Source organism: Chitinophaga nivalis, assembly GCF_025989125.1.
GTDB classification, from domain to species: Bacteria; Bacteroidota; Bacteroidia; order Chitinophagales; family Chitinophagaceae; genus Chitinophaga; species Chitinophaga nivalis.
The window spans coordinates 8,149,260-8,163,042 of record NZ_JAPDNR010000001.1; the positions used below are offsets into that span (position 1 = coordinate 8,149,260).

A 13,783-nucleotide genomic window follows, 5' to 3' on the forward strand; every position below is an offset into this window, starting at 1 on the left:
TCGTTATATGTTTACAGGAATTATAGAAACACTAGCAACAGTAGTATCTACCAGGCAGGAAGGCGGTAACCTGGTGATCACCATACAAACGCCCCTGGCAGGGGAATTAAAGGTAGATCAAAGCATAGCGCATAACGGCGTATGCCTGACCGTGACCCACATCCAGGGCGACACCTACGAAACCGCAGCCGTAGCTGAAACCCTCATCAAAAGCAATATCGGAGAGCTGGCACCCGGCCTGCAGGTAAACCTGGAAAGAGCCATGGTATTCAATGGCCGCATCGACGGACACCTGGTACAAGGCCATGTAGACAGCACCGGTACCTGCACCCTCCGCGAAGATCAGAACGGCAGCTGGTTATACCGTTTCCGGTATCCACGTGAATTTGCTGCGCTGGTGGTGGAAAAAGGTAGTATCTGCCTGAATGGTATCAGCTTAACTATATTTGATGTAACGGAAGAGGAATTTTCCATCGCGGTGATTCCGTATACGTTTGAACACACCAATATTTCCGCTGTACAACCCGGTTCCCGCGTGAACCTGGAATTTGATATCCTCGGTAAGTATGTTGCCCGGCAACTGCTGGTAAACCGTTGATGTAAGTAGTACCGCCATAAAATAAGATACTGCCATCTCCTGCACGGGATGGCAGTATTATTGCTACCTCGGGATACTTATACTGTTTACTGTAAAATCAGACATTTGAAACTACACCTGCTGATCGGTACTTTATGTTGTTCGCTGCTGGCACATGCGCAGCAGGCTAAAGTAGTAGCAGTACAGGCATTGTATGATACCACTGCCGTAGCAGAACTGTATAATCGTGTACCACTGGGCTTGCAGCTACAATACAGCGACAACTCCGTACAGCGTACCACCGGCTTTCTGCAGGGTAGCTACCGCTGGAACCGGGTAGCTATACGCACCTCCAACGGCGTTGTGCAAAACGGCTATCTTACCTTCAACCGGCAGCAGCTGGCAAAAACAGGTTACCGTGTAGACTTCACCGTTACCCTGCCAGACAACCAGGTTTTCGAAACTGCTATCCGGCTGCCCTATGTTACCGGCATCCGTTTTAATCATTATGCCGACAGTATCAAACGTGATATCCGGTATTACCTCAATGTAGAAGGGAAGTTCAGCAGCGGTCATATATTTCCGCTGGATACGGCCACGATCCGGTTCGAAACGTCTGCAGGAAAAATCATCGGGCAGGATTTGCTGCTCGAAAAAAATGATACGGTCAAAACAGTTACGGTACAGGCCTGGTATAAATATAATCCGGCTATGTATCTCCGCTCCACCATCCCCGTAAAACAGGCACCTGATAATGATTCCCTCATCATCCAGGATAGCCGGGAGTTATTCAACAAACGAAAGAAAAAGCACTGACGGGTTTCATTTCCTTTTTATTCTTCCCGCTTAAAAGGCGATTGTCCGGGAAAATTCCGTCCCAGGGCAGAGATATCATCCTGTAGCTGGCGGTTGGGATCACCGGCCGGCCCCTTGTAAATAATATTGCGGTCGAAAGCCAGGATGGCGGCAAAGATAAAACCCAGGAATACCAGCCCCAGGGTGAAACCTGTTCCCTGCCCAAAGCTAAGGCTGAGCAGATTCAACGTCCATATCCCGAAAATGATATTCACACCGGGTATCAGGTACAGCAGCAGCCACCACCAAGGCTTCCCTATAATACGCAGCAAGATAAGGGCCCCGTAGATAGGGATAATGCTTTCCCAGCCCCGGTAGCCTGCCTTCTGAAAAATCTTCCACCAGCAGATCAGGCTAAAGATGCTGCAAAGCAGGGCAAAACAGATAAAAGGCACCAGCAGGATGGAGTAAATGGCAGGGTTGTCTGTGAAGGTTGTATCCATGGCAGTGTATGTTTAGATGAATCACATGTATCCTGAATAACAGTTCTTCCCTATATATAGTTTACACATTTTAAACCCTCAAAAAGAAGGCGCCGGCAGCCTTTTGAAAAAATTTTTAAAAAATTCTCTTCATAATATTTGGATATTCAACGTATTGGATTACCTTTGCAACCGGCAAGTCTTATACGACCAGCTCCTACTGAACTCCCCCAGGACAGGAATGTAGCAAGGGTAGGTGGTTGTAGCGGTGCGATATAAGTAACTTGCCTTTTTTTCTTTTATAGAAGGTCATTAGTTACTTGTCAATAGTATCGTACCTGGTTGCTATTTTCTCCATCTCTTTCACTAATGACAGTTACTCCAGCAATGACGATTATTTCCTGACAAACTAATTTATTCATAGTATGAAATTCTTTATCGATACAGCTAATCTGGCGCAAATACAGGAAGCTCACGATTTAGGGGTTTTGGATGGGGTGACTACCAATCCGTCCCTGATGGCGAAAGAAGGTATTAAAGGAGAAGAAGCTATTTTAAAGCATTACGAAGCTATCTGTGAAATAGTAGATGGTGATGTAAGTGCGGAAGTATTGTCTACCGATTTTAAATCCATTATTGAAGAAGGTAAGAAGTTGGCTGCCATTCACCCGAACATCGTGGTGAAAGTTCCGATGATCAAAGACGGTGTAAAAGCCATCAAATGGTTTACGGAAAATGGTATCAGAACCAACTGTACGCTGGTATTCTCTGCCGGTCAGGCTATCCTGGCTGCCAAAGCAGGCGCCGCTTACGTATCTCCTTTCATTGGTCGTATTGATGACAGCAACTGGGATGGTGTGGAACTGATTGCTCAGATCTCACAGATCTACAGCATACAGGGTTTTAAAACTGAAATCCTCGCTGCATCTATCCGTAGTGCACTCCACATTGTTAAATGCGCGGAAGTAGGTGCTGACGTATGTACCTGCCCGTTAGATTCTATTCTCGGTTTACTGAAACATCCTTTGACAGATATTGGCCTCGCCAAATTCCTGGAGGATGCAAAAAAGATGTAATCCGTAAATTATTTTTTTTAGATGGTGTTTCCCCGGTGTAGCTATTGCGCCGGGGAATTTTTTTATATATCCCCCTGCTATCCGGTAACATACAGCAGCTGATTGTGTTATATTGTTATAATTATTTAAATTCAGTCATCATATCCACGTCATTTCAAACAATTAAAACGGACCCTATGGACAAATATATCCTTTCGTTAGATCAGGGCACCACCAGTTCCCGTGCTATTATCTTTGACCATCAGGGTAGTATTAAAGCGGTAGCACAAAAAGAATTCAAACAGATATTTCCCAAACCGGGATGGGTAGAACACGATGCCATGGAAATATGGACATCACAAGCCAGTGTGGCCGCAGAAGTGATCCTGAAAGCCCGGCTTACCGGCCAGGACATCGCCGCCATCGGTATTACCAATCAGCGGGAAACCACCATCGTATGGGACCGGAAAACCGGGAAACCGATCCACCATGCCATTGTATGGCAGGACCGCCGCACCGCCGCCTACTGCGATGAACTGATCAAAGCCGGCAAAGAACAACTCATCAGAGACAAGACCGGCCTGCGCATCGACGCCTACTTCTCTGCTACCAAAATAAAATGGATGCTGGACAATGTACCCGGCGCCCGCGAAAAAGCCAATAACGGCGAACTCGCTTTTGGCACCGTTGACAGCTGGCTGGCCTGGAATTTTTCCAACGGACAACTCCATATTACCGATGTGAGTAATGCCTCCCGCACTTTGTTGTTTAATATACACGACATGCAATGGGATAACGACCTGTTATCTCTTTTCGACATACCCGCTTCCCTCCTGCCGGCAGTAAAACCTTCCAGTGAAGTATATGGCTATTCAGAAGCGATTCTGACGCCTTATCGTATACCCATTGCCGGTATTGCCGGCGATCAGCAGGCAGCGCTCTTCGGGCAGCTGTGTACGGAACCCGGGATGATCAAAAATACCTATGGCACTGGTTGTTTTATGGTATTGAATACCGGCGACAAACCAGTTCCATCCAAAAACAACCTGCTCACCACCGTAGCCTGGCAGATCAATGGTAAAACCAGCTATGCCCTGGAAGGCAGCATCTTTATCGGCGGCGCCGTGGTACAATGGCTCCGCGACGGCCTTGGTATTATCCGGCATTCTGCCGATGTAGAAAAGCTGGCAGCGACGGTACCCGACAGCGATGGCGTATACCTGGTACCCGCTTTTGCCGGCCTGGGAGCGCCTTACTGGAACCAGCATGCCCGCGGCACCATGGTAGGCCTCACCCGGGGCTCCAGTGCAGCACATATTGCCCGTGCAGCCCTCGACAGCATCGCTTTTCAGACGATGGACGTACTCAAAGCCCTGGAAGCGGATGCCGGTATGCCTATCCGTGAATTGCGCGTAGATGGCGGTGCTACCAAAAACAACCTGCTGATGCAGTTTCAGGCCGATATTCTGCAGGCGCAGGTCATCCGCCCGGTGATTACAGAAACCACCGCGTTGGGAGCTGCCTACCTCGCCGGACTGGCAGTAGGATTCTGGGACAGCATCGACACCATTGCCCAGCAATGGAAGATAGACGCCTCCTTTGACCCCGGTATGGAAGAAGCCACCCGGCAGCGGCTGTGCGGCGACTGGAAACGGGCTATCAAAGCAGCACAGGCCTGGACCGAAGCATAATTTTTTCCACGTGTATTTATATATCTACTGCTTATGTCACCTTTTTTAGCCGAAATAATCGGAACAGCTTTTATCATCGCCCTGGGAGACGGTGTAGTGGCCAATGTGATCCTCAATAAGTCCAAGGGCAACGGAGGTGGCTGGATGGTCATCACCATGGGTTGGGCCATGGCGGTATTCATTGGGGTTTATTGCGCCGCACAGTACAGCGGGGCACACCTGAATCCTGCCGTTACTTTTGCACTGGCGCTGAAAGGCGATTTCCCGTGGCAGGAAGTACCTGCCTATGTAGCGGCACAGCTGCTGGGCGCCATGCTGGGGGCTTTCCTCGTATGGCTTTGTTACAAACAACAGTTCGATGAAACCAGTGATGGCAACACCAAACTGGGCGTTTTCTGTACGATTCCCGCTGTGCGCAATAAGGGGTATAATTTCCTCACAGAATTTGTGGCCACCCTCGTATTTGTGATCGCTGTTTTATTTATCAGCAAACCAGCTACCGGCCTGGGTTCATTGGATGCTTTGCCCGTAGCCTTTGTAGTACTGGCCATCGGATTATCATTGGGCGGCCCTACAGGTTATGCCATCAATCCGGCCAGAGACCTGGGTCCACGGCTGACGCACTTCCTGTTGCCGATCAAAGATAAACGCGATAGTGACTGGGGATATGCCTGGGTGCCCATTCTGGGACCTTTATGTGGCGCTGCCGCTGCCGCTTTTATATTTAAATACTGTTTGCAGTAACGTTTTTTTCCACTATCTCTATAAGCCCTGCCGGCCCACTCCTCCTACAGATGAGCAGACCGGCAGGGTTATTTTTTTGTTGTTTCTCCGTCAGAAAAATCAAAACTTTCATTTTTTTCTGAAAGTTTCGTAATTTTGAGAATCTTTAGCATTGGTACAGCGTTTGCCGCATAGCAAAGCGTATTATCTGTTGAGATAAAAGATTGTCAGATCAATGCAAATTGAGGTACAACATAAAAAGACGAATTATGACTCAGCCCAACATCCCGGAAACCACGCTCCCCCGCGTAGTCATTGTAGGCGGTGGATTTGGCGGCGTAAACCTTGCCAAACAGCTCAAACATGCACCCGTTCAGGTAGTTCTACTGGACAGAAATAATTATCACCTCTTTCAGCCGCTGCTATACCAGGTATCTACTGCCGGCCTGGAACCCGACAGTATCGCCTTTCCGCTGCGCGGCATCTTCCGAAAACAGAAAAATATCGTCTTCCGCATGGCCGAAGTAACCGGCATCCGCTCCACCGAAAATATCCTGGAAACGGGCGTTGGGGAAGTACGCTACGATTATCTCGTCTTTGCTACCGGCAGCAATACCAACTTCTTCGGCAACAAAGGCATAGAAGATAATGCCATTGGCATGAAATCACTCATTGAAGCTGTGCAGATCAGAAACTATGTGGTGAAACAATTTGAAGAAAGTCTGCTCCTCTCCGATCCGGAACTGATCAAACCTAAACTCAACTTTGTCATGGTAGGTGGCGGCCCTACCGGTGTGGAACTGGCCGGCGCTTTTGCAGAACTACGCAAATACATCATGCCGAAAGACTATCCGGACCTGCCACAGGACCTGATGAATGTATACCTGATTGAATCCGGTCCCCGGCTGCTGGCTTCCTTCTCAGAAAAAACCTCCCACCAGACACAACACGACCTGCAGGCCCTTGGCGTACGGGTAATGTGCAACACCGGTGTAAAAGAATATGATGGACAAGTCGTAACGCTTAGTACCGGAGAAGTAATTCACTCCCAGTCACTGTTATGGTCTGCCGGCGTAAAAGGCGTACCCGTGAAGGGCATACCGGAAGAGGTACGACTCCCCAACGGACGTATTCTCGTCAATGAATTTAACCAGGTAAAAGGTTATACCAACATATTTGCCATCGGCGATATTGCCCAGATGACCAACGATCAGCGGTTCCCGAAAGGTTATCCGATGGTAGCACAGGTAGCCATACAACAGGGAAAAAATGTAGCCCAGAACCTGCGCCTGTTCATGGAACAAAAACCCATGAAAGCCTTCTACTACAAAGACCTCGGCAGCATGGCCACCATTGGCCGTAACAGGGCGGTAGCAGAATTTTCCAATATGCGTTTCAGTGGTTACTTCGCCTGGATCGTGTGGATGATTGTACACCTGATGAGTCTTCTCGGATTCAGGAATAAACTGGTGGTATTCATCAACTGGTTTTACCGTTACTTCACCTACGAAAGAGGTACCCGTATTATCATTAAACGCGGTGCGGCCAATATTGTGAAGCTACGGCAAACGGTAGGCGTCTAAAAAAAACTACTATAAAAAAACGCATACCTGATCAACAGGTATGCGTTTTTTTATAGTAGTTGCCTTACTTACTTTCTGTCAAGAATAGAATTCAGTGTGATACTGGATACCAGTTCATCAGCCCTTCCGCCCAATGGCCGGAAATACAATAAAATGGTATAGTTATTTTCCGTTTCCCAGGAATCTCCTTCTGTCAATTCTGTACTGAACTTACCATCAGGAATGGTTTTATCTATCAGGCCATAGATGTAGTTGTAATATCCCTGTTTCAGTTGCAGGGTACCTTCGTAGGCTCTGCTGGCTGGATTATACGTTAGTTTACTGTTGTCATTAAATTCGTAATTGGTCAATTCTCCCAGCAGATACATATCATATCCGGCGTAAGGTTCCGGCGACAGGAAAGAAAAATGCACAGCGGCATAATCTCCTTCAAAGTTGGGATTGTAATTCTCCAAGGTAGCCTGATAAAATTTACCATTGACATCCTTGATGAACTGATATACTTTATCGGCCCGCTCTACATCCGGCACGGCATATACATCTGTACTATTGTTATGATATTCTGTGTTCCGTACCCGCTCCGTCTGTAACCGGAAGCTCCGCAGGTCTATCCACCGGAATTCTTTTCCACCCGGCATAATACAATTCTGTTCTGCATTATACTTAATCACATTGCCGTTAATAAACTGTGGTTTCAGGTTGGTAATGGCATTATCCCAGCGATAGTTCTGCAGGATCACCACTTTCACCTGATCAAATGGATTCTGGATATTGAGCGAACCCATATTGACCTCAAAATTTATTTTCTGGGAAGTGCGGAATAGTTTGGGCGAAATAGGCTGTTTAATAAATCCGGTAATGCCTGCCTTATTCTCCACCACATACATCCGGCGGGTAAATGCCAGCTGGGAGGTATCGCTATCCAGGAATACTTTCAGCATATAGTTGCCCGACTTCACCGGATAGCTGTTGGTACCCGGCAACTGCACACTGTAATGCGTATACCGTTGCAACGATACACTCGACAAACGGTAGTTCAGTATCCTGGTTTCAGAAAATCCACGCATGTAATCAAAAGGATTTACCTGCGCCGGTGTCCAGTCGGCATTACACAATACAAAGGAATAATAATAGTTTTTCACATCATTATCCATATCATCAAAAGACAGCTCCAGCTTTTCATCTGAGCCAACGGTATACATGGGCATTGTAAGCAAATCACCCGCCTGGCTGAATTTTACCGTTCTGATATTACTATGGTATACATGATCCGGTGTAATAACATTTGCCTGGGCATTTGCAGCCCCATGAAACAGGCATTGGACCAGGCCCAATACAAAAATAAATGCTGCTGTACGCATACGGGTTATTTGATGATCTTGAATTTACAACTAAAAGCAGAAAACACAAAGTAATGCCGCTTCTGTACAAAGCTAACGAAATGATCAGGGATATTACCGGCATTACAACCGGATTCCTGCCCGTTCGTTTTCTGCTTTCCACTTTTTTCCCTAGGTTTGAGCCATGCGTTTATCATTTTTTATTGCCAGAAGGATAGCTTTCAATAAAGCGTCTACCTTTTCAAAATTCATTATCAATATTGCGGTAGCGGCAACTGCTGTGAGCGTAACAGTAATGATACTGGCAACAGGACTGGTAAATGGCTTCCAGCAGGTCATCCAGGAAAAAATATTCAGCTTCTGGGGACATCTGCATATTAACCAGTATCAACCCAATGCCGGCCCGTTAACCGAAGAAATACCCTTTACCAACAGCCGTACCCTGGCCGACAGTATCCGGCTGGTACCCGGCGTCAAAAAGCTCAGTAACTACGCCACAAAATCGGCTATCATCAAGTCGGACAAGGAAATGGATGGGATTATCTTCAAAGGGGTAGATCAAAGCTACGACTGGCCGCAACTGCAACGTTTCCTGCAATCCGGTAAACTGCTTCATTTCAACGATAGCAGCTATGCGCCGGAAATCATGCTCTCTACCGTGATGGCCCGGGAACTGCAGGTAAAAGTAAATGATAAAGTCATTGTATATTTTATTCAGGGCAACGGACTGCCACCCCGTGCCCGCAAACTCACCATCAGCGGCATTTATAAAACGGGTATCGAAGAATATGATAAAACCTATGTCATCGGCGATCTTAACCTGATACGCAAGCTGAATGACTGGGAATCTGACCAGGTGGGTGGTTATGAAATCATGCTGAAGGATTATCACCAGATGGATACCATGAGCCGGTATATTGATCAGCAGCTCTTACCTCCTCATCTGTTTACCCGTACCATACGCGATATTTATCCCAACATATTCGACTGGCTGCAACTACAGAACCAGAACGAAGTAATCATTATTATTATCATGATCATTGTGGCTATCATCAATATGATTACGGCCATTCTCATCCTTATCCTGGAACGCACCAATATGATTGGCATCGCCAAAGCGCTGGGTATGCGGAACTGGAATATACAACAGATCTTTGTTTTCCAGGCGGGTTACATCGTTTTACTGGGCGTATTGATTGGCGACTGTGTGGGTATCGGATTAGCTTTCCTGCAACAAAGCACAGGGCTGTTCAAACTGCCGGAAGAATCCTATTATATGTCAGTAGCAGCAGTATCCCTGGATTGGGCAGAGATACTGCTGATTAATGTGGGCACTTTTATAATTTGCCTGCTGATACTGCTGATCCCTTCGCTGATTATTCGCCGGATCACTCCTGTAAAAGCGATCCAGTTTAAATAGTCAACTACTTAACAGCACTTTTTACATAATCCCGCAGGTAACTGCACTGGTTATATTCCTGCTGAAAGAAGCGGGTATCGCTGTAGCTTTTATTCAGCAACGGGAAATAACGGTTGTGCAGCCAGGCAGCAAAATCTTTCTGGTCATCTCCGGTTACCGGAATATGTTTCTGGGAACAGCGGGCAGCCATAAAGATACACCGGGCTTTCAGCTCTCTATCCGTAGTGGCCTGCGCGGCTTTCAGGTAATAACTTTCTGCCGAATAACAGCCGAAATATTGTTTTCTAAAAGTATCTTTATTGTCAGCAGGATCGTACCAATCTGAGGAAGGACGGTAATCTTTCAGGAAAGACCACGTTTTACCATAGTAAGAAATATTGAACAGCGCCGTGGCATAATCATAATATACTTTAGCCGGCACCGGCACTATTTTCATTTTCTCTTCCAGCGCTACCATCCGCTCGCAAAACTGCAGCTGCGTTATCTTTCTCGTATATCCCTGTACGGCTTCATCATTTCCAAAGTCCTGCAGCTGATCCCGGAATACCTGATAAGACACCTCCTGCCTGGCAGCCGGTACTTTTTTCAGCCATTCCTGCGCATGTTTAAAATCATGTATCCGCATATAGCTGGTACCGATTACTTTTTCCAGGCTGAGTTTTTTGGGGAAAGCATCTGCGAGATAAGTATCAAACGGAGACTTGCCAGGTTGCTGCAGGAAACTATGTAACTGTAGCAATGCTGCCGGTTTCATATCATTCGAGATCAGGTCTGTACCACTTTGTCCGCCTATAAAATAATCATTCATCTCCAAGGCTTCACAACGGCTACGTATCAACGCTTCTTTCACGAACTTGCCTTCCTGGTGGTAACGTGGCGCCAGGATCGCAAACAACAGGTTGCGGTAGGTTTTATTGAAGAAATAATCTTTATCGGAATGATACCATTCGTCGGCCTTTCTGACATGGATTTTTGTATCCAGCCATTGGAAGGACGACAGCAACCGCGATTCAAACGTACTGTCCATTGTTTTTTGCTGGTTGATATTTACCAGCAGGTTCACAATTTCCCAGTGATCTTTCAGCGCAGGATCTTTTACTTTGATCTGTTGTAATTTATTGGCAGCCGTCGTATAATCCTGTTGCATATAAGCTAAATAGGCAGATGAAATACGCCACAGTTCAGGATCTTTCAGCTTTCCTTTATCAACTACACCATCTATCCATACCTGTAACCGACGTAATCCGGATTCCATTTCGGCTATCTCCTGCCGATCGTATTCAGATAAACTCACGATATCGCCCGGTACCAGTTTACGGCTCAGCTGCGGGCTGAGATATCCGTTTTCGAGCTTGCTGATTTCTCTCCCCAATAAAACACTCAATGCGGGAGAACCCGGATCAAAGGCATATACCTTTTTCAGTAGTTCCAGGTCGGTTTCATTTTTATTAAACCCGTAAACAGCGGCTACACTGGCTTTCTCCTTATCATCTTTACATAAAGCATATACCGCTTCCGGTTGTGCAGCCGTCCATCTCAGACTAATAAAAGTGCTGATACGCAGGGAAGGCGCCTTGTCAAATACACGGGAAAACAGATAAGCGCTTTGTACCGAGTCTTCCATGTGCAATAACGCACCGGCTTTCAGCGACAGAGATTTATAGTAGATCAGTGAATTTCCTCCTTTCCGGTCGAACCATTTATCAAAATCGGTAATGGCGGCTTTGTATTGTTGGCTGTAATGCTGCAGCCGGATCAGCTGATAGGCATAACGGTCACGGATATCTTTATTTTTGGTTTGCTGATACAGTTCCTCCCCTTCTTTATACAGGGCCAGCATCAGCTTTTCATTGCGGTTAGGCGCACTCCATCTGTCTTCCACCACTGCCATGGGTTCGCAGGTTTTGGCAAACAACAGGTAGCGGGCAGCTTCCCTGTTTTTCTCCTGCAGCAGGTATTGTACGAAGGTATTACGCTGTACGCTGTCCGGTAGTGTGGAGGTACCCGCCGCAATAGTTGCCATCTGCGCCACCGGGTAGGTATAAATATATTCCTGTATATCCGGCCCCGTTACTTTGCTGCCGGTATAACGCTGCCAGTCTATCACATTGGCTACGGCTTCCGATGGTCCCGTCTCATCATAGAAAGTTGATAAAGACGAATAATAAAATGGCTCGTATCCCTGCCCCTTGGTGTAGGGATTGAAGAAAGAGATGTAATAATCATAAGGATCAGGTTCCGGCCCACATGACAAGGTGTACAATACGTTGCCCAGCAACATGACACCACAACTAATTAAAAAGACGATAAATTTTTTGTAGTTCATCCAAAGGGTAATTATGAAGTGTGACTGAATCAAGATGGAAAAAAATAACAACGGGATCATAGGTCTGGCGTTGTTGCGCTACCAGGCGGGCAGCGGCTTTCAGGGCCTCATGGCTGGTGGTTTCGCGACGCACCACTTCTCCCTGCCGTAACGCATAGCCATTTAACAGCGTATCCTGTTTTACCGTATACAACAGCTGTCCGCTATGGTCGAACAGGCGGGTATTGCGGAGTTCCTGTGTGCTGATGTTTCTCAGGATGCCGGCATATTGCCCTTTGCGGAACAATACACTCCATTCGAACAGCGGCAAGGCCAGATCCAGCGGCAACGGATAACGGGCAACCCGGTCTTTACCGATGTAGGCCGCCATCGTGGTTTCATCCAGTATGGAATTGTGGTCGCCGTATTTACGCAGGTCGCCCATATTGTAACACATCAACAAACCTTTGTCGGCAGGCGGCGTACCGCTCGCTGTCAGAAATTTCACCTGGTGCATCCGGATGGTGACAGATAAGGACCGGTTCCGGAAAAAAGGATGTTGCCGGATCCTGGTCAGAAAATCGAAATAAGCGGTCCGGCTGTTTTTTGTCCAATCGCAGTCCAGCTGTATTTCGGGTATCCGGGCAGCAGGAATCTGCTCACATAGTTGCTGCAACAGCTTACCCACATTTCCGGCGAGGGTGGTATCGGCTTTTTCCCAGATGTTATTCATGAGAAATACGACCGGAATAATATCCACACTATCGGACAATGGCGCGGCCTGACGGAAAGTGGCTACAGGTGCAGGTGTTTGGGTAGCATCATCCAGCTCTACATCAAACATTTTAATGTAGAGGCGTTTTGCAGGCAGCTGCGCCACATATTGTTTTTCGGTGGTATTGCCGGTCCAGGTTTGTTTCCAGAAATAAAATGCGGGCGTAACTTTCCGCTGTACGGGCGAATGACAGGCCATACATAACAACAACAAATAACTCAGGTATATCCGGAAGCGCATGATCGGTTAAATAAGCAGACGGCCGCAAATGATACCGGCGGCCACCGCAGCATTCAGGGATTCGGCGCCTCCGATACGGGGAATGGTAATACGGTGGGTCGCCAGTGCCATCACTTCTTCGGTAAGGCCTCTGCCTTCATTGCCAATGAGAATAATACCTTCCCTGATAACGGCGTACCCGGTAATATCTTTGCCATGCAGGGTAGCTGCATAGGAAGGCAGGGAAGTTTGCTGTAATAATGTTTTTATATCGTATTCGGCTATACGTACCCTGATCAGGCTGCCCATGGTAGCCTGAATGGTTTTGGGATTATATACATCCACACAATCCGGAGAACAGATGATCTGCGGAATACCAAACCAGTCGGCGATACGAATGAGCGTACCCATGTTTCCCGGATCCTGGATACCTTCCAACGCCATCACTACCGTACCGGGAGCCGGCAACGGATCAGTGGACGCCGGCATATCCAGCAATGCCATGGCCCTGTTGGGCGTAGTCAGGGAAGATAATTGTTTCAGGATTGCTGTGTCTACCGTTGTTACGGTTACTGCAGGCAATTTTGCCAACAGGGTGTGATGTTGTTCCAGCCAATCTGCAGTAGCATATACTGCTTTCACCGGCATCCCCGCCTGTAGCAGCTCCTGTACGATCTTATCGCCTTCGGCTATATACTGGCTGGATTTTTGACGGTTTTTTTTGTGCTGTAATGATTGAATATATTTAATTTGCGCCTTTGACAACATGGGGCCAAACCTACAAGTTTTCTTTTAACTAGCCAAGAAGAGGCTTGGCC

Annotated in this window: 12 protein-coding genes and 1 other RNA gene; 8 read left to right on the top strand and 5 right to left on the bottom strand. The window is 47.2% G+C overall.

What is annotated here, in order from left to right; all coding sequences use genetic code 11:
- Positions 1-7 precede the first annotated feature (7 nt).
- A complete protein-coding gene (locus OL444_RS29980; RefSeq protein ID WP_264727158.1) occupies positions 8-598 on the top strand; it encodes a riboflavin synthase in 591 nt (196 codons plus the stop codon).
- Between the two features lie 105 nt (positions 599-703).
- Complete coding sequence (locus OL444_RS29985) at positions 704-1,393, top strand: hypothetical protein (protein ID WP_264727157.1); 690 nt, start codon at positions 704-706, stop codon at positions 1,391-1,393.
- Positions 1,394-1,410: 17 nt separating this feature from the next.
- Here OL444_RS29985 and OL444_RS29990 read toward each other — a convergent pair whose 3' ends face one another.
- The gene (locus tag OL444_RS29990; protein WP_264727156.1) at positions 1,411-1,875 is read right to left on the bottom strand and encodes a DUF5684 domain-containing protein; all 465 of its coding nucleotides are present in this window, start codon (positions 1,873-1,875) and stop codon (positions 1,411-1,413) included.
- A 172-nt stretch (positions 1,876-2,047) separates the two neighbouring features.
- Between OL444_RS29990 and ffs the strand changes: the two genes are divergently transcribed.
- From ffs to OL444_RS30015, 5 genes are all read left to right on the top strand, one after another.
- Positions 2,048-2,147, top strand: an RNA gene (gene ffs / locus OL444_RS29995) — signal recognition particle sRNA small type.
- 132 nt (positions 2,148-2,279) lie between these two features.
- Positions 2,280-2,930 (top strand): fructose-6-phosphate aldolase, encoded by a 651-nt coding sequence (gene fsa / locus OL444_RS30000; RefSeq protein WP_264727154.1) that lies wholly within the window; start codon positions 2,280-2,282, stop codon positions 2,928-2,930.
- 176 nt (positions 2,931-3,106) lie between these two features.
- The gene (gene glpK / locus OL444_RS30005; protein ID WP_264727153.1) at positions 3,107-4,600 is read left to right on the top strand and encodes a glycerol kinase GlpK; all 1,494 of its coding nucleotides are present in this window, start codon (positions 3,107-3,109) and stop codon (positions 4,598-4,600) included.
- A 33-nt stretch (positions 4,601-4,633) separates the two neighbouring features.
- Positions 4,634-5,344, top strand: a complete 711-nt coding sequence (locus tag OL444_RS30010; protein ID WP_264727151.1) for an MIP/aquaporin family protein — start codon at positions 4,634-4,636, stop codon at positions 5,342-5,344.
- Between the two features lie 248 nt (positions 5,345-5,592).
- The gene (locus OL444_RS30015) at positions 5,593-6,906 is read left to right on the top strand and encodes an NAD(P)/FAD-dependent oxidoreductase (protein WP_264727149.1); all 1,314 of its coding nucleotides are present in this window, start codon (positions 5,593-5,595) and stop codon (positions 6,904-6,906) included.
- Between the two features lie 68 nt (positions 6,907-6,974).
- Here the strand turns inward: OL444_RS30015 and OL444_RS30020 are convergent, their stop codons facing one another.
- Positions 6,975-8,267: a type IX secretion system plug protein gene (locus OL444_RS30020; RefSeq protein WP_264727148.1), complete on the bottom strand. Its 1,293-nt coding sequence runs from the start codon at positions 8,265-8,267 to the stop codon at positions 6,975-6,977.
- Between the two features lie 163 nt (positions 8,268-8,430).
- Here OL444_RS30020 and OL444_RS30025 point away from each other — a divergent pair, with 163 nt between their 5' ends.
- Entirely contained in the window at positions 8,431-9,666 is a 1,236-nt protein-coding gene (locus OL444_RS30025; protein ID WP_264727146.1) for an FtsX-like permease family protein, read from the top strand.
- Positions 9,667-9,670: 4 nt separating this feature from the next.
- On the opposite strand, the gene OL444_RS30030 is transcribed toward OL444_RS30025, so the two are convergent.
- The 3 genes from OL444_RS30030 to OL444_RS30040 are packed head-to-tail and all read right to left on the bottom strand — an operon-like array spanning position 9,671 to position 13,733.
- Complete coding sequence (locus OL444_RS30030) at positions 9,671-11,992, bottom strand: hypothetical protein (protein ID WP_264727144.1); 2,322 nt, start codon at positions 11,990-11,992, stop codon at positions 9,671-9,673.
- Entirely contained in the window at positions 11,958-12,986 is a 1,029-nt protein-coding gene (locus OL444_RS30035; RefSeq protein ID WP_264727143.1) for a hypothetical protein, read from the bottom strand. Before OL444_RS30035 ends, OL444_RS30030 begins: the two co-directional genes overlap by 35 nt.
- Positions 12,987-12,992: 6 nt before the next feature.
- Positions 12,993-13,733, bottom strand: a complete 741-nt coding sequence (locus tag OL444_RS30040) for a TrmH family RNA methyltransferase (protein ID WP_264727141.1) — start codon at positions 13,731-13,733, stop codon at positions 12,993-12,995.
- Positions 13,734-13,783 lie beyond the last annotated feature (50 nt).